Consider the following 22,047-nt stretch of genomic DNA (forward strand, 5'->3'; position numbering starts at 1 on the left):
ATGACGAACCCCGAACTGCTGACCCGCGCGGACGTCCTGCGGCACGGCCGGACACCGTTCGTCCTGGCCACCGTCGTCCACGCGGAACGGCCCACGAGCGCCAAGCCCGGGGACAGCGCACTGGTGCTGCCCGACGGCACCGTCGAGGGGTTCGTGGGCGGCACCTGCGCCGAGACGACGGTGCAGCTGCAGGGCCTGCGCGTGCTGCGGACCGGCGAGTCGCTGCTGCTGAGGATCACGCCCGTCACGCCCGGCGCGGACACCGGCACCGAGAGCACCGAGAACACCGAGAGCCCCGAGAACGCTCGGCGGACCGTCGAAGGCCTGGTCACGGTGGCCAACCCCTGCCTGTCCGGCGGGACGCTCGACATCTTCCTCGAAGCCAACCTCCCCGCGGCGCTGGCGTACGTCTACGGCCACGCCCCCATCGCCCGCGCCCTGCTCGACGTCGGCCGCACGGCCGGCCTCGACGCCAGGGCGGCCACGCCCGGGGAGCCGCTGCCGCCCGACCTGGACGTCGTCGTCATCGCCACACACGGCCGCGCGGAGGAGAGCGTGCTCGTCGAGGCCGCACGCGCCGGGATCCCGTACATCGGTCTCGTGGCCAGTCCGAAGCGCGGCGCGGCGGTGCTCGCCGGGCTGGACCTCACCGAGGAACAACGCGCCCGCGTCCACACGCCGGCCGGTCTGGACATCGGCGCGCGGACCCCGGGGGAGATCGCGCTGTCGGTGTACGCCGAGATCGTCGCGCTGCGGCCGGACAGGGTCCGGGGCGTGCGGCCCGGAGCCGGCACCGGCGCGCCGCGGGCCGTGACCGAGGACGTGGATCCGGTGTGCGGCATGACCGTGGCGATCACGCCCGACACCCTCTGCCTGGACCGGGCCGGCACCAGGGTGTACTTCTGCGGGCCGGGATGCCGGCACGCCTTCGCCGACAACCTCTCCCGCTACGACCATGCCTGACCTCGGCCCCCTCGGCCCCCTCGATCCTCTCGACTCCCTCGTTCCGGATGTCCCCGCCCTGCGTTCGCGTCTCGACGCGCTCGGCTACCTGGCCGACGACGCCCTGGCCACGGCGCTGCTGCTGGCCGTGCGCATGCGGCAGCCGATCCTGCTGGAGGGCGAGCCCGGCGTCGGCAAGACCGAGGCGGCCCGCGCGCTCGCCGCCGTGCTCGACACCCCGCTGATCCGGCTGCAGTGCTACGAGGGACTGTCCTCGGCCGAGGCCCTCTACGAGTGGAACTACCCCCGCCAGCTCCTGGCCATCCGGCTGGCCGAGTCGCGCGCGGAACCCCTGCGGGACGCCGACCTGTTCACCGAGGACTACCTGCTGCCACGGCCGCTGCTCGCCGCGATCTGCCATCCGGGACCGCGGCCTGCGGTGCTGCTCATCGACGAAGTGGACCGCGCGGACGACGAGTTCGAGGCCTTCCTGCTCGAACTGCTCGCCGACGCCGCGGTCACCATCCCCGAACTCGGCACCCGGACGGCCGCGGTGGCGCCGGTGGCCGTCCTGACCTCCAACCGCACCCGGGACCTGCACGACGCGCTCAAACGCCGGTGCCTCTACCACTGGATCGACTACCCGGACACCGCACGCGTCGCCGCGATCATCCGCAGACGGGTACCGGAGTCCGCCGCGTGGCTGGCCCCGCGCGTGGCGCGCGGCGTGGCACGCCTGCGCGCCCGCCACGAACTCACCAAGCCGCCCGGCATCGCCGAGGCGATCGACTGGGCGGGCGCGCTGCACACGCTGGGACTGTCCGTTCTCGACGCCGACGCCGCCGACCGCACCCTGGGGGCCGTACTCAAGTACGCCGAGGACCTGGAGGCCGTGCGCCGGGCCGGACTGGCGGAACTGGTCGACGCGGAAGCGGGCTCCGATGCCTGATCTGCTTGAACTCCCTGAACTCCCTGAGCTGGCCGCCGCGTTCACCGCCGCCCTGCACGACGCGGGGATCGCGGTGGGCCCCGACCGTACCCGCGCCTTCGCCCGCGCGCTCACCCTGCTGGCACCGACGACGACACGCGAGCTACGGCACTGCGCGCTCGCCACCCTGGTGTCCGGCCCGGAACAGATCGAACCGTTCGACGCGGTCTTCCAGGAGGTGTTCGGCGGCCCGGCCGGCCGCGGGGCACAGCGCGGGCAGCCCGGAGACCCGGCCCGATCGCTCCCGGAGACCGTTCCCGGCCGCATCCCCGGCGCCCGCGAGGACACCGCGGACGGACGAGACCGGGACCCCGGCGCACCGCCGCGGGAGGCTCCCGTACCCCTCGCCGCCAGCCCCCTCGACCGTCTCGCCACCCGCGACTTCGCGGACCTCACCGCCGAGGAACTGGCTCGGCTCTCCGAGCTGATGCGCGCCCTCGTGCTCCGCACCCCGACCCGCCCGTCCCGCCGGCGCCGTACCGCACGCCACGGTACGCGCGTCGACGTGCGCCGCACCCTCTCCGACAGCCGGCGCACCGGCGGCTACCCGCTGCGGCTACGCCGCTTCGTGCCCCGCACCCGCCCCCGCGACCTCATCGTGCTCTGCGACATCTCCGGCTCGATGGAGCCCTACGCCCGCGCGATGCTGCAACTGCTCTACTGCGCCGCCCGCGCCACCCGCGCCGAGGTCTTCACCTTCGCCACCCGGCTCACACGCCTCACGCCGGTCCTGCGGCGTTCCGGCCCGTACGACGCCCTGGCACGGGCCGGACGCGCGGCCCCGGACTGGTCCGGGGGCACCCGGATAGCGGACTGCCTGGCGGAGTTCGACCAGCGGTTCGGCCGGCGCGGCATGGCGCACGGCGCCGTGGTCGTCATCGTCTCCGACGGCTGGGACACCGGCGCGCCCGCCGGCCTCGCCACCCGCATGGCACGGCTGTCCCGGGTCGCCTACCGCGTCGTATGGGTCAACCCGCGTACGGCGAACCCGCGTTACCGCCCGCTCGTGGCCGGCATGGCCGCCGCGCTGCCCTACTGCGACGCCGTCGTCAGCGCCCACAACCTCGCGGCCCTCGACGACTTCACCGCCGCGCTGTCCGCCCCGCGCCGCCGCCGCTGACCCCGCCCGCCCCGAACGTTCTCGAAGAGCGTGACCGAGACCCGCGTGCCGACCGCGATGCCGGGAAATGCTTATAGCCGTCAATTGGCTGTGCGCAGTGGTCGATCATGTTCATGGATCATTCCTGAAGGTCAATCAGGCGTGTGCACGTGCAATGGGACAGTCGCTCGGGATGGCAGGTAATGTGACTGGTCCGGTCGAGATTTCATGGCGATGGGCATGACTTGCTGGCCGATTCGCTCCGTCCCTCCTGCTTTGAATAATCGCAATCACAAAGTTACCGGTCTTTTTTGGCTTTCGGCGCGAACTCGTTCCAGTCATCCGACCGATAGCGCTCATGCCCGCTCCCTGCGAAAATCACGCCATATATTGGCTGGCATTACTGACTGATCGGAGAGCAAGATGAAACGCAGTTCCCGGATCGCGGGTATCGCCGGCGCGGCTGCCGTGGTGACGGGCGCGGTGCTGGCCATCGGTCCCACCGCGAGCGCGGACGTCCATCAGGGCGTCGCGGCTCACGCGGGCACGACACTTCACGCGGGCACCGTGGCCTCCGCGAAGCCCACGGTGGTGCTGGTGCACGGCGCCTGGGCGGACGCCTCCGGTTGGACCCCGGTCGTCGAGCGGCTGGAGAAGGCCGGCTACACGGTGACGGCCCCGCCGAACCCGCTGCGCGGTCTGACCCCGGACGCGGAGTACATCTCGAACTACCTGAAGCAGATCAAGGGACCGATCGTCCTGGTCGGACACTCCTACGGAGGCGCGGTCATCACCGACGCCGCCGTCGGCAACCCGAACGTGAAGGCGCTGGTGTACATCGCCGCCTTCGCGCCGGACGAGGGCGACTCGCTGGGCAGCCTCCTCCAGAAGCAGGTGGCCCACCCCATCCCCGCGCTCCCCACGCTGCCGACGACCTACCCGAAGCCCGACGGCACCACGGGAACCGAGCTGACCATCGACCCCGCGAAGTACAGCGACGTGTTCCTCGACAACGAGCTGCCGTCCGCCGAGGCGAACGCGTTCGCGGCCGAGCAGCGCCCGCTGAGCGTGGACGCGGCCACGCAGACCTCCGGAACGCCTGCCTGGAAGACGATTCCGTCCTGGTACATGGTGGCCAAGGACGACCGTGCCATCGCCCCGGACCTTGAGCGGTTCATGGCCGAGCGGGCCGGCGCGCACACCGTCGAGGTGCACGGTCCGCACCTGGTGATGTTCACCAACCCCGGGCCCGTCACCCGCCTCATCGAGCGAGCCGCGACAGCGACCGCCCACTGACCGGCATGTCCATTCACTGGAAGAGAAGAACGAGGAGCCCTCGTATGTCCGACCCCGTTGAGCCCACCGTCGTCCTCGTGCACGGGGCGTTCGCCGATGCCTCGGGCTTCGCCGGCGTCATCGGTGAGCTGACCGCCTCCGGCTACAAGGTCGTCGCGCCGCCCAACCCGCTGCGCGGCCTGGCAAGTGACGCGGCCGTGGTGAGCGCCGTGGCCGGCGCGATCGACGGGCCGGTCGTGCTGGTCGGCCACTCCTACGGCGGTGCCGTGATCACGCAGGCGTCCGTCGGCCTCGACAACGTCGTGGGCCTGGTGTACCTGGCGGCCTTCGGGCCCGGCGAGGGCGAGAGCTGTGCCAGCGTGGGGGCTCCCTTCCCGGCCTCGCTGCTGGCAAGCACGGTACAGCCGACGTCGTACGACGCTTCCGGGGCGGTGGGCGGTCCGGACCTCTACATCGATCCGGAACGGTTCCGCGAGACGTTCTGCGCGGATGTCCCGGTCGACGTGGCGCAGGTCATGTGTGCCACCCAGCGCCCGCTCGCTGCCGCCGCCTTCACGGAGGACGTCACCGGCGCCGGCTGGAAGTCCCTCCCGTCCTGGTACCAGATCGCCCGGCACGACAACGCCATCGCGCCGGAGGCCCAGCGCTTCATGGCCGAGCGGATGGGCGCGACCACCGACGAGATCGACGGTTCCCACACCGCCTTCATCGCCCAGCCCGTCCGTGTCGCCGAATTCATCAAGCAGGCGCTCAGCAAGGTCTGACGAAGCCGTGCACCGCCGCACCGTGAGCCGTTCGGCCTTCGAGCGGCTCACGGCGTGGCTCGGCACCGCAGTCGCCCCGGGGGCAACGCCGAGGGTGAGGCGGCGGACGAAGAGGACACAGGTCGGGCGGCCGTGCGCACGCGAGACAGGCATGTGAGCGCACCCGAGGTTGGTACTCTTGGGCGAACCACCCCACCTAGGAGTGGCCTGATGGGCACGACCTCAACACCTCTGTCGCGGCGGCTGATCGGCCGGGACGCGGATCTGGACTTCGTTCGCCGCTTCCTGATGGGCACCTCCGTCACGGGTGGCGCGCTGGTGATGACGGGCGACGCGGGTGTCGGCAAGTCGGCGTTGCTGCACACGGTGGCGCAGGACGCCCAGGGGACCGGCTGCACCGTACTGCGGGTGACAGGCGTTCAGTTCGAGGCCGACATCGGCTATTCGGGCCTCAACCAGTTGCTCGTCCCCCTCCTGCCGCACCTGGAATGCCTCGACGAAGCACACCGCGACGCCCTGCGGGTGGCCACCGGTATCGGTACCGGAGACGCCCCCGACCGGCTGCTCGTGTCGACGGCGACCTTGCTCCTGCTGCGCCAGGTCGCGCAGGAGATGCCGGTCCTGCTGGTGGTGGACGACATTCCCTGGCTCGACCGGGCGACAGCGCTGGTCTTCGGCTTCGTGGCGCGCCGCCTCGTCGGCAGCAAGATCGGGTTCCTCGCCACCTCCCGCTCGGACTCCGACGGCTACTTCGAACGCGCCGGCCTGCCCGAGTACGTGCTCAAGCCACTCCCCGACGATTCCTCCCATGAGCTTCTGCGGGCCGCCCACCCCCAACTCGCCTTCAGCGTAAGGCGCCGCATCGTCGAGGTCGCGCGCGGGAATCCGCTGGCGCTGGTCGAACTGCCGGAGGTGCTGTCCAGCCCGCAGCAACAGGCGGAGATCGGCATGCCCTCGATCCTGCCGCTCACCGAGCGCCTGAAGGACCTGTTCGCTGTCCGGGTCGCGGAACTCCCGCCTGGCTGCCGGCAGGCGCTGCTGCTGGCCGCCCTCGATGGCACGGGCGACCTGTCGGTGATCGAGGGGGGAGTGGGCTCCTCCTTCGTGAATGATCTGGGCCCGGCGGAGCGGGCCCGTGTGGTGGCCATCGACCTCGCGTCGTACCGGCTGACCTTTTCCCATCCGCTGCTCGCGTCCGCGGTGGTGGAGACAGCGACGTCCGGTGAACGCCGGGACGCGCACCGCGAACTGGCCGAATCCCTGATCGCGCACCCGGAACGACGCGCCTGGCACCTCGGCGAGGCCACCGTCACCGCTGACGAGACTGTCGCCAAGCAGTTGGACGCCGCGGCCCAGTGCATCCTGGCCCGCGGAGACGCGGCGGGCGCCATCGCCGCGCTCTCCCGCGCCGCGCGGCTCAGTCCGCTGGCCCAGGACAGGAGCCGAAGACTCGCGCAGGCCGCGTACATCGGCGCGGACGCCGGGGGAGGACTGCGCAGCGCTTCCGCCCTTCTGGAGAGCGCCCGGCAGGCAGACCCCGCCACCCTGCACCGTTCGCTCATGGCCGTGGCCGCCACCGCCCACCTGCTGATCAACACGGACAGCCATGTGGAGACGGCGCACGGCCTGCTCGCCGGTGCGATAGAGGCCCACCTGGCTTCTCCGGAGCCGAACGACGCGTTCGCACTCTCCGAGGCTCTGCACACCTTGTACCTGCTCTCCTGGTACAGCAGTCGCGCCGACCTCTGGGAGCAGTTCATCCGGTCCATCGATCAACTCGGCGACGACGTCTGCGGATTGCTGTGGCTGGTCTCCCGGACGTTCGGCGACGCGGCACGGGCCGGGAGCGAGGTGGTGGAACGCCTGGACCAGGCGCACCGAGAAGTGCCGGACGAGACGGATCCGTCCCGCATCGTCCGTCTGGGCACCGCGTCGGTCTTCGCCGACCGGTTGCCGGACCTGCGGGCGGTCACCTGGCGAGTGGTGCGTCAGGGGCGCAGAGGCGAGAGCCCCGGCCGACGCTACATCGCCGCCCTGTTCCATCTGTGCGGCGGATATCTGTTCACGGGCCGCTGGAAGGAAGTGGACGACCTCGCCGAAGAAGGGCTGAAGGTCTGCGAAGACCAGGGATACATGTTCTACATCTGGTACTTCCGCTACATCCAGTCGTTCATGGCCGCCCTGCGCGGCGAGACCGACACCAACCGCGAGCTGACCGATCAGATCAAGCGGTGGGCCGCACCGCGTGGCGCCCACGGGGTGGTTCTGTGGGCCGCCCAGACGCAGGCGCTGAGCGCATTGGGAAGCGGTGACGTCGAGGAGGCGTACCGCCAGGCGTGCCTCATCTCCCCACCCGGAGAACTCGCCCCGTTCATACAGGTTGCCGTGTGGAGCGCGCTCGATCTGGTAGAGGCCGCCATGCGGACCGGACGTACCGACGAGGCACGCAGACACGCTCACGCGGTCCGGAACTCGAGCATGGCGGAACTGTCTCCACGTCTGCGGCTGCACGTGGCCGTGATCGAGGCATTGACCGACCCTGATCCTGAAAAGAGTGACCAGCACTTCAAGATGGCGCTGTCGGTCCCCGAGGCCCGCCGCTGGCCCTTCGACCACGCCCGCGCCGAACTGCTCCACGGGGAGTTCCTGCGCCGGGTTCGCCGTACCGCCGAGGCGCGGACCCAACTGTCGTCAGCGCTCACCACGTTCCGGGAACTCGGTTCGGCCCTCTGGGCGGAGAGGGCCGCGACGGAATTGCGTGCGGCCGGCCGGAGTCTGCCCCGGGGAGAAGGCGAAGCCGCCCACGCGCTCCTCACCCCGCAGGAGTGGGAGATCGCGACACTGGCCGCCTCCGGTCTCACCAACAAGCAGATCGGGGAACGGCTCTACCTGTCCCACCGCACCATCGGCTTCCACCTCTACCAGATCTATCCGAAGCTCGGGATCACCACCCGGGTGGCACTGCGAGACGCGCTGTCCGCCATCGAGGAGAAGCCTCGGCGTTCCGGCTGAAGGGTGCCGCGCCAGTCATCTGTCAGATGCGCCCGTGGCCGGGGAGTCGTGCGCGGGAGCGGGTTTCACGCTGGTCACATGACTGATGTGGCATCCGCTGCCCGTCCCCAGGATGGACCCGTTGAACACAACTGCTTACCGAGGTGAGGAGTTTGACCATGACGACGGGCAACAGGAGAACGGCGGCTGCTCCTGACGTCCTGCGGGACCCGCTCCGAAATCACGGCACGGCCTTCACCCAGACCGAACGCGACGCGCTGGGCCTGACCGGACGTCTCCCGGCAGCCGTCCTCACACTGGAGCAGCAGGCCCAGCGGGCCTATCGCCAACTTCGGGCCCAGGACGGCACTCTCGCCAAGAACCTGTACCTGAGCCAGTTGCACGACCACAACGAGACCCTCTATTTCAAGGTCCTCCGGGACCACCTGCCGGAGCTGCTGCCGATCGTCCACGACCCGACGGTGGGTGAGGCGATCCAGCACCAGTGCCACGATTACGGGGCCGCCGAAGAAGTCCGGTACGACATCGAACGCCTCACCGATCGGTATGGGCTGCCGCGTCTGCGAACGCCTGGACACGACGGGCGTGACGTGGGTGCCACGTGATGCAGATCTCGCTTCGCTCCGGCACCGCGATCCATAGTCTGATTGCTGGTCGGAGTCGGGGAGCAATCCCTGTGGCTCGGACGAGGGCTACGGGGTGCCAGCCGACGAGAGAGCCGTTGTAGCTTTGGACAACAGCCCTTGACCTGCAGAAAGCAGGCAGGGAGCGAATTTCGGGAGTTCTGAATGCTTCGTACTCTGTTCAAGTCCAAGATCCACCGCGCCACCGTCACCCAGGCCGACCTGCACTACGTGGGATCGGTGACCATCGACGCGGACCTTCTCGACGCCGCCGACCTGCTGCCCGGAGAGCTGGTCCACATCGTCGACATCACCAACGGCGCCCGCCTGGAGACGTACGTCATCGAGGGCGAGCGCGGCTCCGGAGTGATCGGGATCAACGGGGCGGCGGCCCACCTCGTGCACCCCGGGGACCTGGTGATCATCATCAGCTACGCTCAGTTCACCGACGCCGAGGCGCGGGAGCTGCGGCCGCGGGTCGTGCACGTGGACCGCGACAACAGGATCGTGGCTCTCGGCGCGGACCCGTCCGAGCCGGTGCCCGGTTCGGACCAGGAGCGCAGCCCGCAGGCCGTACGAGCCTGACCGGCTGCCGACGACCAGGAGCGTGCGTGGCCATGAGCGACATCGAGATCCGTGACGACCGTGCGGCCGGCCGCCTGGAGGCCGTCGGCGACGGCGAGGTCGTCGGACACATCGAGTACTTCGTCCTCGAGTCGCCCGCGCGCGCCCTGGTCGCGGTCCACACCCTCGTGGAGCCCGCCCACGAGGGCAAGGGCATCGCCGGTTCACTGACCCGCGAGCTCTACGCCATCGCCGAGCGCGAGGGCGTCCAGGTCGCCCCGCTGTGCTCCTACGTCGTCACATGGGCGAACCGCCACCCCGAAGCGGCCCCGCCCGCCGCCCCGGAACTCCTCACCGCCGCGAGGAACTGGCTGCGCGCCCAACCCGACCGCTTCTGAGCGCCCCGGCCGGCCGTGAGTGGCCGTGCGAACGCCGGGTAGTCGGGAGGTATCCAGAGGCGACGCCACCTGCCCGGCGACTGCCCGGAGGTCCTGATGACGACCCCATACCCCGACCCCGCATCCCCGGGCCCACCCCCCACCCCGGGCCCCACCCCACCGGACCCCTACCCCACCCCGGTCCCACCCCCCGAACCATCCCCCCAACCCCCAGAACCCCCAGAACCCCCACCCCCGGCACCACCGGAACCCCCACCCTCCCCAATCCCCCCAAACCCCGACCCCACCCCCACCCCAGAACCAGGCCCACCCCTCACCCCACCCCCCTGAAAAAGGCCACGGAGCCCGAAAGGGGCACAGGGCATCAGCGCCCCGAAAGGGGCGCGAGAAACTGCGCGACCAGCCACAACAAACCCACACGGGCCGCCCAGCATCCCCCGCCCCACCCCCACATCACCGCGAGCCGCATCGCCCTAAAGGGGGCGCGGGGAACTGCGCGACGACCCACAACGCACCGGCACCCACCCACCGGCCGACAGCCCCGCCCCACCCCCACATCACCGCGAGCCGCATCGCCCTAAAGGGGGCGCGGGGAACTGCGCGACCAGCCACAACACACCCGCACCCGCCACCCCACAGCTCCCCACCCCCCCCACTAGGCACCCAGAACAAACCCCCTACGCCGAAACCTCCCGACGGTCCCCACCCCACAACGTGTGGAACGCCCCCTCCCGATCCACCCTCCGATACGTGTGCGCCCCGAAGAAGTCCCGCTGCCCCTGCGTAAGCGCCGCAGGCAACCGCTCCGCACGCAACGCGTCGTAGTACGCCAGCGCCGCCGCGAACCCCGGCGTCGGCACACCCTGCCGGATCGCCGCGGTCAGCACCTCGCGCCAGTCGTCCTGCGCCGCACCGATCTCCGAGGCGAACGTCTCGTCGGACAGCAGGCTCGGCAGGTCCGGCCGGGCGTCGTACGCGGCGCGGATACGGTCGAGGAAGGCCGCGCGGATGATGCAGCCGCCCCGCCAGATCGAGGCGATCTTGCCGAGGTCGATGTCCCAGTCGTACTCCTCGCTGCCCGCGGCGATCTCGTGGAAGCCCTGCGTGTAGGACACGATCTTGGAGGCGTACAGCGCCTGCTCCACCTTGTCGGCGAACGCCCCCCGCTCCGCCTCGCCCAGCGGCTCCGGCGTCGGACCGGCCAGCCCGTGCGAGGCCTCCCGCAGGGCCGCGTGCCCGGACAGGGAGCGGGCGAACACCGCCTCCGCGATGCCCGACACCGGTACGCCCAGGTCAAGGGCGATCTGGACCGTCCAGCGGCCGGTGCCCTTCTGCTCGGCCTGGTCGACGACCACGTCCACGAACGGCTTCCCGGTCGCCGCGTCCACATGGGACAGCACCTCGGCCGTGATCTCGATCAGGTAGGAGTCGAGCCGCCCCCGGTTCCAGGTGCGGAAGATGTCCGCGATCTCGGCGGGGGAGTACCCGGCGACGTCGCGCAGCAGCTGGTACGCCTCGCCGATCAGCTGCATGTCGGCGTACTCGATGCCGTTGTGGACCATCTTCACGAAGTGCCCGGCACCGTCGGGGCCCACATGGGTCACGCAGGGCGCACCGTCGGGCGCCTTCGCGGAGATCTTCTCCAGCATCGGGCCGAGGGAGGCGTACGACTCCGCCGAGCCGCCCGGCATGATGCTCGGCCCGTGCAGCGCGCCCTCCTCACCGCCGGAGATGCCGGTGCCGACGAAGTGGATGCCCTGCTCGCGCAGCTCCTTCTCACGGCGCCGGGTGTCCGCGAAGTGCGCGTTGCCACCGTCGATGATCATGTCGCCGGGCTCCAGCAGCGGCGCGAACTCCTCGATCACCGCGTCCGTCGGGCCGCCCGCCTTGACCATGATGACCAGCCGGCGGGGGCGTTCCAGGGCCGCCACGAACTCCTTGGCGGTCTCGGCCGGCACGAAGTCCCCCTCGTTCCCGAACTCCTCCACCAGCGCCCGCGTCTTCGACGCCGTACGGTTGTGCACGGCGACCGTGTACCCGTTGCGCGCGAAGTTCCGGGCGAGGTTGCGGCCCATGACCGCCAGGCCCGTGACGCCGATCTGCGCTGAAGTGCTCATACCGCCTGCTCCCATGCTGCCTCGTGACGACAGCCGCGTCGTGGCTGCAGCTGCCTCGTGACCCTGCCTCGTGCTGTGGCTCCGTCGGTGCGAGCCCACGGCCCATCCTGACGTGCCGCCACGGCGAACGCACTTCCGACCCGCCACGCTTGACCACGGACGGAAGGCACCGCTCGCCCCAGTGTGCGCGAGTGCGCGGGCCGACCGGCCAAGAGCGGCCATGTCCGGGGCACTTGGCCGTGACATACGGCCGGTTTCCTCTCTTGTCATGGCCTGTCCCCGCGCTTACTTTTGCGCTCCTGACGCATGCCGAGGGGATTCGGACATGGCCGTACGCGGCCGGCACCGCCGGTACCAGCCGAACAGGATCAACCGCGCCTCACTGACCGTCACGGCGGGCGGCGCCGGCCTCGCGATCCCCCTGGCCGCTGTCGCCGGCCCGGAGATCCACCCCGGGGGCACGACGGCGGTGAGTATGAACACGGACAGCGTCGCACCACGCACGGCGACGACGGCCTCGGTGCGGGACGTGCGGCCGCAGACCACACCGCAGTCCCGTGCGGGCCGCGCCGAGATGTACACCGTGGTGCGCGGCGACACCCTCTCCGGTATCGCCGACGACCACGACGTCCGGGGCGGCTGGCACCGGCTGTACGCGGCCAACCGGACGACCGTCGGCGCCGATCCCGACCTCATCCTCCCCGGCCAGCACCTCAGCCTGCGCACCCCCGCCGCCCCGCCCGCGCGGAAGAAGGCTCCCACCGGGAAGAAGAGCCACGAACAGAGCCAGGGCCACGACCAGGGCAAGGGCCACGAGCAGAGCAAGAGCCACGACCAGCACAAGAGCCCCACGGGCCACCGAACCTCCCCGCACTCGACGAAGTCCACCGGCAGCCACGCCCTCGTCGCCCCCGTGCACGCCGCGATCGGCACCGGCTACCACGTGGCCGGCGCGCACTGGTCGAAGGGCTACCACACCGGCATCGACTTCCTCGTGCCGACCGGCACCTCCGTCCGGGCCGCGGCGGCCGGTCACGTGGTGGCCGCCGGCTGGGGAGGGTCGTACGGCTACCAGGTGGTCATCCGGCACGCCGACGGCCGCTACACGCAGTACGCCCACCTGTCCGCGATCTCGGTGCGGGCCGGGCAGCGCGTGTCCGCGGGCCTGCGCATCGGCCGGTCCGGGGCGACCGGAAACGTCACGGGCCCGCATCTGCACTTCGAGGTGCGGACGGGGCCCGATTTCGGTTCCGACATCGATCCGATCGCCTACCTCCGGGCCGGCGGCGTCACCATCTGACGTGCCGCCCGGTGCCGGTCCAGCAGGGCGAGCGGCACCGGGATGCTCGCGGAGAGCGGGACGTACGACGCCGGATCGGCGTGCGGAGCCGACTGCCCCGCCCAGCCTCCGGCCCACGTTCCCGTCCAGGCCCCTGCCCAGAGCGCGTCGTCCAGGAGCGGCAGCTCCGCGCCGTCGGGCCCGTCCAGGATCTCCCCGGTCTCCTCCGCGACGACCCTGCCCGCGACGACCCCGTCCGTGACGACCCCGTCCGTGACGGCCGCCTCCAGGGCGACCCCTTCCACGACGGCCCCCTCCAACTCGGTTCGCGCCCCCGCGCGCTGCCGGGGCACGGCCACCGCCGGCTCAGCCGTGAGCGTCGGCTCGACCGCGCGCGCAGGCTCGGCCGCGAGCACCGGCTCGGTGGTGAGCGCCGGCTCGGTGGTGAGCGCCGGCTCGGTGGCGCCGTCCTCGGCCGGATCCGCGGTGTCCTCCAGCCGTTCCGTCGTCAGCAGGATCAGTCCGCCCGCTGCCACCACACCGCAGCCCAGCGCGAGCACCGTGCCCGTGGTGCCGTAGCGGAACGTCTCGCCGAACATCAGGATGCCGACCGCGGCGGCCAGCACCGGGTTGACGACGGTCAGCGTGGCCAGCGGCGCGGCGAGGCCGCCGCCCCGGTAGGAGGCCTGGGACAGCATGATGCCGGCGACCGCGAAGACGCCGATCACGGCCAGGGAGGGCAGGTCGCCGAGGCCGATCCCGTTGCTCCAGTCGACGGCGACGGCCTTGGTGAACACCGACGACATGCCGAAGGCTATGCCGGAGCCGGTGGCGAGCAGTACGCTGCGCACCGCCGGGTGCCGGTGCGCGGCCCGGCCCGCGGCCATCAGTGCCACGACGGCACCGCCGGTGACCAGCGCGACGGCCACCCGCTGGGCCGTGTCCAGGGAGTGCGCCTCGTCGGAGCCGACCAGGGACAGCAGGCCGGCGAGGCCCGCCGTGGCCATGATGGCGCCCCGCCAGGCGGTCGCCCCGGCCTTGCGGCCGACGAACAGCGCCGCCATGGGCAGGGCGAAGACGATGGTCAGCGCGCCCAGCGGCTGCACGAGGCTGAGCGGGCCGTAGGCGAGCGCCACGACGTGCAGCAGGCCGCCGAGTCCGTTCAGTCCCAGCGCCGCCCACCAGCTCGGCCGGCGCAGCGGCGCGTACTGCTCGTCGGGGCAGGACACCGCGACCTGCTCCTGCACGATCGCCCCGCCCGCGTAGGCGAGGGCGGAGACGAACGACAGCACCACGGACAGCGCGAGGGCGCTCATCAGCTGATCCTCTGCGGGAGGCGGGCCCATGGGACCCGGTGCGGCGTACGGACGGCTTCCATGGTCAACACTCTGCCCGCTCGGACTCTTCCAGTCGTCGTACCTGAGCACGCAATGCGTCCTACTGCCGATGGAGTAGGACGGCCCCCCGATCATCCCCAAGAGGGGTGACCCGGGGTGGAGACCCTGAGCCGGGAAGGACGATCGGGCCTGGTACTAGTGCTGTTCGTGGACCTCGACCCCCAACTCGCCGCTCTCCACCCCCTGGGTGGCTTCTTCGTCCTGCGGACGACCGCAGCAGGAAACGGGCCGGCCGTCGCCGCTCTGCCCACCCTCGCGCAGACGTACGAGACCCTGGCATCGGGCGCCCCCGGAAACGCGATGGCCTCCCGTGTGGCGGTGATCGCGGACCGGCTCCGGACCGCAGAACCCCGCGTGGCCGCCTCCCTCGCCCAGCAAGGCCTGGCCGCGCGCCTGTGGTCGGTGGCCCTGGGGAGCGCCGCGCTGTACGGCCGCGTGCCGGGCCTCGAACCGCGCCTGCTGCGCTGGGACGTCTCGGCGCCCCTGCCCGACGAGCTGTGGCTGACCGCGGTGCGACCGCTGCCCGGGAACGCGGCCACACTCCTCGACACCGTGCTGCACGCCCATCTGGAGCCCCTAAGGGAAGCCCTGACATCCCGGTACGGGGTCGCCTCCGGGATGCTGTGGGGCAACGCCGGCTCGGCACTCGCCGGCGCGGCCCGGGAACTGGACCGCTGGGCCCGCGCGCACGGCCGTACCGACGTCGCGGAGCGGTCCGCCGCGCTCGCCCGCGACCTCTTCGCCCACCCCCTCCTGCGCGCCACCGGCACCCGCACCGGTACGGCGTTCCGGCGCCGCAGCTGCTGCCTGTACTACCGCGTCCCCGGCGGGGGAGTCTGCGGCGACTGCTGCTTCACCCGGCCACCTGGCTCTTCCCCGCGGGCCGCATCTGGGTGACCATGAAGGGAATCTGCCGCCGGAACAAAGGGGTTGTAGGGTGCGAGTGGGACTGCTGACCCGGGAGTACCCCCCGGACGTGTACGGCGGCGCCGGTGTCCATGTGGAGTTCCTCGCCCGTGAACTGGCCTCCCTCGTGGACCTGGAGGTGCACACCTGGGGCGAGGGCCGCGGCCCCGGTGTCGTACGCCACCGCCCCTGGCCCGCCCTGGACGGTGCCAACGACGCGCTGCGCACCTTCTCCGTGGACCTCTCCGTCGCCGCCGCCCTCGAAGGCTGCGAACTCGTCCACTCCCACACCTGGTACGCCAATCTCGCCGGCCACCTCGCGGGGCTCCTGTACGGCGTCCCGCACGTGGTGACCGCCCACTCGCTGGAGCCGCTGCGCCCCTGGAAGGCCGAGCAACTCGGCGGCGGATACGCGCTGTCGAGCTGGGCCGAGCGCACCGCGATCGAGGCCGCGGACGCGGTGATCGCCGTGTCGGGGGCCATGCGCGAGGACATCCTCGCCTGCTACCCGGCCCTGGACCCGGCGCGGGTCCACGTCGTGCACAACGGCATCGACACCACCCTCTACCGGCCCGACCACGCCGCCGACGCCCTCGTGCGGCACGGCGTCGACCCGGACCGGCCGTACGTCCTGTTCGTCGGCCGGATCACCCGCCAGAAGGGCGTGCCCCATCTGCTGCGCGCCGTACGGGACATCGATCCCGCCGCCCAGGTCGTGCTGTGCGCGGGCGCGCCGGACACCCCGGAGATCGACCGGGAGTTCCGCGAGCTGTACGAGGAGCTGAGCCGCGTGCGCGCGGGCGTGCTCTGGATCCCGCAGATGCTGCCGCGCGCGGAGGTCGTCCAGCTCCTCACGCACGCGGCGGTGTTCGTGTGCCCCTCGGTGTACGAACCCCTCGGCATCGTCAATCTGGAGGCGATGGCCTGCGGCACTCCGGTCGTGGCCTCCCGGGTCGGCGGGATCCCCGAGGTCGTCGAGGAAGGCCGTACCGGTCTGCTCGTCGACGTGGACGACGACCACGGCGTCTTCGAGACGAACCTCGCCCGCGCCCTGGACGACGTACTCGCCGATCCGGAGCGGGCCCGGCGGATGGGTGAGGCCGGACGGCGGCGCGCGGCGGGCGAGTTCGGCTGGGACGCCGTGGCCCGGCGCACGGCCGGGCTGTATGAGGAGATACTCAAGCAGGCTTAGGCCCGTCTGCTCTGGGCAATCATGCCTCAAACCAGGTTGAGGGGAGCGACCATGCGTCGTGGGGGACCGTCGGTACTCGGAATCGTGCTGGCGGGGGGCGAGGGCAAACGCCTGATGCCCCTGACCACAGACCGCGCGAAACCAGCGGTCACCTTCGGCGGCACCTACCGCCTCGTCGACTTCGTCCTCTCCAACCTCGTCAACGCCGACGTCCTGCGCATCTGCGTGCTGACCCAGTACAAGTCGCACTCGCTGGACCGGCACATCACCACCACCTGGCGGATGTCCAGCCTGCTCGGCAACTACGTCACGCCGGTCCCGGCCCAGCAGCGCCTCGGCCCCCGCTGGTACCTGGGCAGCGCCGACGCGATCCTGCAGTCCCTGAACCTGGTGTACGACGAACAGCCCGACTACGTCGCGGTGTTCGGCGCCGACCACGTCTACCGCATGGACCCGCGGCAGATGCTCCAGCAGCACATGGAGAACGGCGCGGGGGTCACGGTCGCCGGGATCCGCGTGCCGCGCTCGGAGTCCTCCGCCTTCGGGGTGATCACCCCGGGATCGGACGGCTACACGGTCGAGCGGTTCCTGGAGAAGCCGGCCGACCCGCCCGGCCTTGCGGACGACCCGGAGTGCGTGTACGCCTCGATGGGCAACTACATCTTCACCACCAAGGCCCTGGTCGAGTCGCTGCAACGGGACGCCGAGGACGCGGAGTCCGTGCACGACATGGGCGGTTCGATCCTGCCCCAGCTGACCAGCCGCGGCGAGGCACAGCTGTACGACTTCAGCGCCAACCACGTGCCCGGTGAGACCAGCCGTGACAAGGGCTACTGGCGCGACGTCGGCACCCTGGACGCCTACTACGAGGCCCACATGGACCTCATCGCCGAACGCCCCGCCTTCAACCTCTACAACCGCCAGTGGCCCATCTACACCCACTCCAACCAGCTCTCCCCGGCCCGGTTCAACGCCGGCGGCATCGCCAGCGAGTCGATCATCAGCGCGGGCTGCCTGATCCGCGGTCAGGTCAGCCGGTCCGTGCTGTCCCCCGGGGTCCTGGTCGACCCGGGCGCGGTCGTGCAGGGTTCGGTGCTGCACGACAACGTCCACATAGGCCGCGGCGCCATCGTCCGCGGCGCCGTCCTGGACAAGAACGTCGAGGTCCCGCCGGGCGCCACGATCGGCGTCAACCCGGAGCGGGACACCGAGCTGTACACCGTCTCCGAGGGGGGAGTGATCGCCCTGGGCAAGGGCCGCCGGGTCCTCTGACCGGGGTGTTCCGTCGCCCTCAGGGGCGGTGGCTTGCGCGACGCGCCGACACATTCCGCCCAGGATGCCCGAGTTCACGTCGTTCGCCCCGCACGATGCAGGCAACGATGTCGAACCTTCGGAGGTCATCCGAGATGAGAGGGACCCGGTGCACACGGCTGTGCCTGGCCGGGGTGATGGCGGCGTCCGCGCTGGCCGCCACCCCCGCCGCAGGCGCCGCCGAGCGGCTCGACGGCCACCTCACCGACCTGGTCAACCCGTTCATCGGGAGCCAGAACGAGGGCAACACCTTCCCCGGCGCCGCCGTGCCCTTCGGCATGGTGCAACTGTCCCCGGACACCGGGCACAGCACGGGCTACGACTACACCCAGCACCGCATCCGCGGCTTCTCCCTGGTCCACCTCTCGGGCGTCGGCTGCCGCATCGGCGGCGACCTGCCCGTGCTGCCCACCACCGGCGACATCACCCGGACGGACGACGCCACGTACGCGGCGTCCTTCTCGCACGCGAACGAACAGGCGAGCCCCGGCTACTACCGTGTCGGCCTCGACTCCGGCATCCGCGCCGAACTGACCGCGACCGAACGCACCGGGGTGCAGCGCTACACCTTCCCGGCCACCGACAAGGCCAACGTCCTGCTGAACGCGGCCCAGTCGCTGCACAAGCCGGTCGCCAGCTCCGTCGAGATCCTCGATGACCACACCGTGCGCACCGGCATCACCGGACACGGCTTCTGCCGCGACACCGGCCCCTACACGGTCTACACGACCACCCGCTTCGACCGGCCCTTCACGGCCTACGGCACCTGGGACGGGTCCACCGTCACCCCGGGCGCCCGCAACGGGAGCGGCGGCGCCTACGTCCGCTTCGACACGACCGGCGACCGTACGGTCGAGGCGACCACCGCGCTGTCGTACGTCGACGCGGCCGGCGCCGACGCCAACCTGCGCGCGGAGGGAGGCCGGTCCTTCGACGCCGTGCGCGAGCGCGCACGCGCGCAGTGGGAGCGCCGGCTCGCCGGCGTGCGCGTCCAGGGCGGGGATCCGGAACGGCGCCGGACGTTCTACTCGTCGCTGTACCGCTCGTTCCTCGCGCCCAACATCGGCAGCGACGCCGACGGCCGCTACACCGGCTGGGACCGCCGTATCCACCACGCGAACGGGTTCACGTACTACCAGAACTGGTCGCTGTGGGACACCTACCGCACCCAGGCCCAACTGCTCGCCCTGCTCGCGCCGCGCGAGGCCCGTGACATGGCGCTGTCGGTGGTCAAGGTCGACGAGGACGGCGGCTGGCTGCCCAAGTGGGGCTACGGCACGGTCGAGACGAACATCATGAGCGGCGACCCCGTCACCCCCTTCCTGACCACCGCCTACCACGCCGGCCTGCTCAAGGGCTTCGAGGAACGCGCCTACCGGGCGTTGAAGAAGAACGCCGACGGCGTGCCGCCCGCCGACAACCCGGGAATCGGACGCGAGGCCAACGCCGAGTACCTCGCGCACGGCTTCGCCCCCTACGACAAGGACCGCCCCTACGCCAAGATGGGCGACTCCGACTACCACCACGGCGCCTCCGTCACCCTGGAGTACGCCCTCGCCGACGCGATGCTCGCCCAGATGGCCCGCGGCCTCGGACACACCGCCGACGCCGCCCGCTACGCCGTCCGCGCGCAGAACTACCGGAACATCTTCGACCCCTCCATCGGCTTCTTCCGCGCCCGGGACTTCTCCGGCGCCTTCACCGGCTCGGCCGACCCCGCCCGCGGCATCGGCTTCCACGAGGGCACCGCCTGGCAGTACCAGTGGCTGGTGCCGCAGGACCTGCCGGGCATGGTCCGCCTCATCGGCGGCGAGCGCGCCGCGAACGACCGCCTCGACGCGTTCTTCGCCTACGACCGGCTGCTCGCCGCCCCCGGCCGGACCGCACGCGAGGTGTGGGTGCACGGGAACGCGTACGACTACTACAACGCCGCCACGTACAACCCGATGAACGAGCCCGACCTCATCGCGCCCTACACCTACCTGGCCACCGGCCAGCCCTGGAAGACCACGGACGTGGTGCACGCGGCGCTGACCCTGTTCACGGACGGCCCCACCGGCATGACCGGCAACGACGACCTCGGCACCATGTCCGCCTGGAACGTGCTGTCCTCGATCGGCCTCTTCCCGATCCAGCCCGGCTACGACACCTGGGGCCTGTCCACCCCGGTCTTCGACCGCGTCGACCTCACCCTGGACCGCCGCTTCTGGCCGAGCGGCGGGTTCACCGTCACCGCGCCCGGCACCTCGGCGAGCGAACGCTACGTCCAGGCCGTCCGGGCGGACGGGACACCGCACGCGCGGACCTACCTGACGACGGCCGCGCTGCGCTCCCTGCGCACGCTCGGTTTCACGGTCGGCCCGCGCCCGTCGGAGTGGGGTACGTCACCCTCGGCGGCGCCCCCCGTCCTGAGATGACCTCAGGAGTCCCACGAGTCCCGCCCCTTTCGGTGGGGGCGGGTCTTAATCTGCTGTTAACTGTGCGTAGCGCGATCGTACTTGACCGTAATTGCCTATCGGGGATTGACTGCTGGTCCACCCCGTCGTCGATGTGCGAGGCAAGCCCTTGACTTCCGACCTGCTCGCTCCGCTCGACCTTGCGTTCTGGAACATGGAGTCCGACCGGTACCCGATGCACCTCGGCGCGCTCGGCGTCTTCGCCACGCACTCGCCGACCGCGGGTGCCCACGCCGCCGACCTGCTCGCCGCCCGCGCCGCCGCCGTGCCGGGCCTGCGCATGCGCATCCGGGACGTCTGGCAGCCGCTCGCGTTCGGCGGCGCCACACGCGAGAGCGACCCGGACTTCGATCCCCTCAACCACGTGCGCCTGCACGCCCCCACCTCCGACTTCCAGGCGGTCGCGGGCCGGCTGATGGAGCGTCCGCTGGAGCGCGGCCGGCCACCGTGGGAGGCACACGTGCTGCCCGGCGAGGACGGCGTCTCCTTCGCCGTGCTGTTCAAGTTCCACCACGCCCTCGCCGACGGGCTGCGCGCGCTGAAGCTGGCGGCCGGCGTCCTCGACCCCGTGGACCTGCCCGAGCGCGGCCCGCGCGCCGTCGAACCGCCCCGCGACCTGCTGTCCGAGGTGCGCAGACTGCCCGGCCGCGTGCCCGGCCTGGTCCGGGGCGCCCTGTCCGACGCGGGCCGGGCCATGGACATCGGCGCCTCGCTCGCCCGCTCCACCCTCGGCATGCGCCCCTCGTCGGCGCTGACCTCCGCGCCCAGCGGAACCCGGCGCACCGCCGGTGTCGTCCTCGACATCGACGACGTGCACCGGGTCCGCAAGACGGTCGGGGGCACCGTCAACGACGTGCTCATCGCGGTCGTCGCCGGCGCGCTGCGGCGCTGGCTGGAGGAGCGCGGCGACAGCACGGAAGGGGTCGTGCCCCGCGCCCTCATCCCCGTGTCCCGGCGCCGCCCGCGGGGCGCCCAGCCACAGGGCAACCGGCTCTCCGGGTACCTGATACGGCTTCCCGTCGACGACGCCGATCCGTTCCGCCGGCTCGACACCGTCCGTACGGCCATGATCCGCAACAAGGACGCGGGGCCGAACCGGGGTGCGGGGGCGGTGGCGCTGCTCGCCGATCATGTGCCGGCGCTCGGGCACCGGATCGGCGGGCCCCTGGTGGGGCAGGCCGCGCGGCTCTGGTTCGACATCCTGGTCACCAGCGTGCCCCTGCCGGGGCTGGGGCTGAGGCTCGGTGGGCATCAGCTCAGCGAGGTGTATCCCTTAGCGCCGCTCGCGCCGGGGCAGGCGCTGGCGGTGGCGATCTCCACGTACCGGGGGCGTGTGCACTATGGGCTGGTCGCCGATGCGGAGGCTGTGCCGGACCTTGATGTGTTTGCGCGGGCTGTGAGGGATGAGGTGCGGGGGTTGGTGGTGGCTTGTGAGGTGTGAGGTGTGAGGTTCCGTGGGTGCGGGTGGGTGCGGGTAGGTGGGGGGACACCCGGCCTCCGGCCGGGTCCGGTTTTCCCACCCGCACCACCCGTACAGCTTTCGTCGTCGGGTGCGGGTGGCCCCCGTGGGGCGTGATCACCGTCGGCGGCTTGCGGGCCGGTGGCGGGTTCATGGCGTCGGTGGGGGCGGGGCTGTGTTGATATGTGGCTTGGCTGTGTGGGCGTGATCAGCCGTGAGAGGTTCGCGCTCGCCGACGGAGATC

Annotated in this window: 17 protein-coding genes; 15 read left to right on the top strand and 2 right to left on the bottom strand. The window is 71.5% G+C overall.

Features of this window, described 5'->3' with window-relative positions; translation table 11 throughout:
* The 9 genes from ACGFYV_RS14780 (at position 1) to ACGFYV_RS14820 (ending at position 9,686) form a co-directional block, all read left to right on the top strand.
* Positions 1–963 carry an XdhC family protein gene (locus ACGFYV_RS14780; protein WP_393878754.1) on the top strand — a complete coding sequence of 321 codons (963 nt, stop codon included), beginning with the start codon at positions 1–3 and terminating at the stop codon, positions 961–963.
* Positions 956–1,891, top strand: coding sequence for an AAA family ATPase (locus ACGFYV_RS14785; protein WP_393878755.1), 936 nt, complete (start codon positions 956–958; stop codon positions 1,889–1,891). Before ACGFYV_RS14780 ends, ACGFYV_RS14785 begins: the two co-directional genes overlap by 8 nt.
* Positions 1,884–3,050 carry a VWA domain-containing protein gene (locus tag ACGFYV_RS14790; protein ID WP_393878756.1) on the top strand — a complete coding sequence of 389 codons (1,167 nt, stop codon included), beginning with the start codon at positions 1,884–1,886 and terminating at the stop codon, positions 3,048–3,050. The genes ACGFYV_RS14785 and ACGFYV_RS14790 overlap by 8 nt, the downstream gene beginning before the upstream one ends.
* A 402-nt stretch (positions 3,051–3,452) precedes the next feature.
* Positions 3,453–4,325 carry an alpha/beta fold hydrolase gene (locus tag ACGFYV_RS14795; RefSeq protein WP_393878757.1) on the top strand — a complete coding sequence of 291 codons (873 nt, stop codon included), beginning with the start codon at positions 3,453–3,455 and terminating at the stop codon, positions 4,323–4,325.
* 44 nt (positions 4,326–4,369) lie between these two features.
* Positions 4,370–5,089 carry an alpha/beta hydrolase gene (locus ACGFYV_RS14800; RefSeq protein ID WP_393878758.1) on the top strand — a complete coding sequence of 240 codons (720 nt, stop codon included), beginning with the start codon at positions 4,370–4,372 and terminating at the stop codon, positions 5,087–5,089.
* 210 nt (positions 5,090–5,299) lie between these two features.
* Complete coding sequence (locus ACGFYV_RS14805; RefSeq protein ID WP_393878759.1) at positions 5,300–8,101, top strand: helix-turn-helix transcriptional regulator; 2,802 nt, start codon at positions 5,300–5,302, stop codon at positions 8,099–8,101.
* A 158-nt stretch (positions 8,102–8,259) separates the two neighbouring features.
* Positions 8,260–8,706 (top strand): hypothetical protein, encoded by a 447-nt coding sequence (locus ACGFYV_RS14810; RefSeq protein WP_393878760.1) that lies wholly within the window; start codon positions 8,260–8,262, stop codon positions 8,704–8,706.
* Between the two features lie 183 nt (positions 8,707–8,889).
* Positions 8,890–9,309, top strand: coding sequence for an aspartate 1-decarboxylase (panD, locus tag ACGFYV_RS14815; RefSeq protein WP_393878761.1), 420 nt, complete (start codon positions 8,890–8,892; stop codon positions 9,307–9,309).
* 32 nt (positions 9,310–9,341) lie between these two features.
* Positions 9,342–9,686, top strand: coding sequence for a GNAT family N-acetyltransferase (locus tag ACGFYV_RS14820; RefSeq protein WP_393878762.1), 345 nt, complete (start codon positions 9,342–9,344; stop codon positions 9,684–9,686).
* 677 nt (positions 9,687–10,363) lie between these two features.
* Here the strand turns inward: ACGFYV_RS14820 and gndA are convergent.
* A complete protein-coding gene (gene gndA / locus ACGFYV_RS14825) occupies positions 10,364–11,803 on the bottom strand; it encodes an NADP-dependent phosphogluconate dehydrogenase (protein WP_393878763.1) in 1,440 nt (479 codons plus the stop codon).
* 325 nt (positions 11,804–12,128) lie between these two features.
* On the opposite strand from gndA, the gene ACGFYV_RS14830 reads away from it, so the two are divergent.
* Positions 12,129–13,103 (top strand): peptidoglycan DD-metalloendopeptidase family protein, encoded by a 975-nt coding sequence (locus ACGFYV_RS14830; protein ID WP_393878764.1) that lies wholly within the window; start codon positions 12,129–12,131, stop codon positions 13,101–13,103.
* Here the strand turns inward: ACGFYV_RS14830 and ACGFYV_RS14835 are convergent.
* Positions 13,073–14,398, bottom strand: a complete 1,326-nt coding sequence (locus ACGFYV_RS14835; protein ID WP_393878765.1) for a DMT family transporter — start codon at positions 14,396–14,398, stop codon at positions 13,073–13,075. The two genes, ACGFYV_RS14830 and ACGFYV_RS14835, sit on opposite strands and share 31 nt — an antisense overlap.
* A 228-nt stretch (positions 14,399–14,626) precedes the next feature.
* Here ACGFYV_RS14835 and ACGFYV_RS14840 point away from each other — a divergent pair, with 228 nt between their 5' ends.
* The 5 genes from ACGFYV_RS14840 to ACGFYV_RS14860 all read left to right on the top strand — a co-directional run bounded on the left by ACGFYV_RS14840 (position 14,627) and on the right by ACGFYV_RS14860 (position 21,785).
* Positions 14,627–15,376, top strand: a complete 750-nt coding sequence (locus ACGFYV_RS14840; protein ID WP_393878835.1) for a (2Fe-2S)-binding protein — start codon at positions 14,627–14,629, stop codon at positions 15,374–15,376.
* 40 nt (positions 15,377–15,416) lie between these two features.
* A complete protein-coding gene (glgA, locus tag ACGFYV_RS14845; RefSeq protein ID WP_393878766.1) occupies positions 15,417–16,577 on the top strand; it encodes a glycogen synthase in 1,161 nt (386 codons plus the stop codon).
* A 51-nt stretch (positions 16,578–16,628) separates the two neighbouring features.
* The gene (gene glgC / locus ACGFYV_RS14850) at positions 16,629–17,849 is read left to right on the top strand and encodes a glucose-1-phosphate adenylyltransferase (RefSeq protein ID WP_393878767.1); all 1,221 of its coding nucleotides are present in this window, start codon (positions 16,629–16,631) and stop codon (positions 17,847–17,849) included.
* A 134-nt stretch (positions 17,850–17,983) separates the two neighbouring features.
* Entirely contained in the window at positions 17,984–20,305 is a 2,322-nt protein-coding gene (locus ACGFYV_RS14855; RefSeq protein ID WP_393878768.1) for a GH92 family glycosyl hydrolase, read from the top strand.
* A 148-nt stretch (positions 20,306–20,453) separates the two neighbouring features.
* Positions 20,454–21,785 (top strand): wax ester/triacylglycerol synthase family O-acyltransferase, encoded by a 1,332-nt coding sequence (locus ACGFYV_RS14860; protein WP_393878769.1) that lies wholly within the window; start codon positions 20,454–20,456, stop codon positions 21,783–21,785.
* Positions 21,786–22,047 lie beyond the last annotated feature (262 nt).

This window comes from Streptomyces sp. NPDC048297 (genome assembly GCF_043201585.1).
Lineage (GTDB): Bacteria > Actinomycetota > Actinomycetes > Streptomycetales > Streptomycetaceae > Streptomyces.